The sequence below is a fragment of the Bradyrhizobium cosmicum genome (assembly GCF_032290525.1).
In the GTDB taxonomy this organism is placed as follows: Bacteria; Pseudomonadota; Alphaproteobacteria; order Rhizobiales; family Xanthobacteraceae; genus Bradyrhizobium; species Bradyrhizobium cosmicum_A.
In genome coordinates, this window is sequence record NZ_JASXTA010000586.1 from 1 (window position 1) to 237 (window position 237).

Consider the following 237-nt stretch of genomic DNA (forward strand, 5'->3'; position numbering starts at 1 on the left):
GGATGGATCGGCTCGACCACCGCATTCGGCGCGGTGGTCAGGAAACCGTAGACCTGATGCGGCCCAGGTATCGGCTTCGACTTGGTGCCACGATCACCGTTGAACGTCGTCCAGATGCCGCCGAACGCGAACAGCGGGCGATCCTCATTCAGTGCGAACCAGACCACATCTTTCTTCTTCGTCTCGGGGTTGGGCTCCGGCGCATATTCGGCAAAGCCGTTGGCCGGGACCAAGCAG

1 protein-coding gene is annotated in these 237 nt (G+C 61.6%); it reads right to left on the reverse strand.

Features of this window, described 5'->3' with window-relative positions:
- Positions 1-237, reverse strand: a 237-nt coding sequence (locus tag QSV46_RS41020; RefSeq protein WP_409997312.1) for an SOS response-associated peptidase family protein, incomplete at both ends; no start/stop codon positions are given.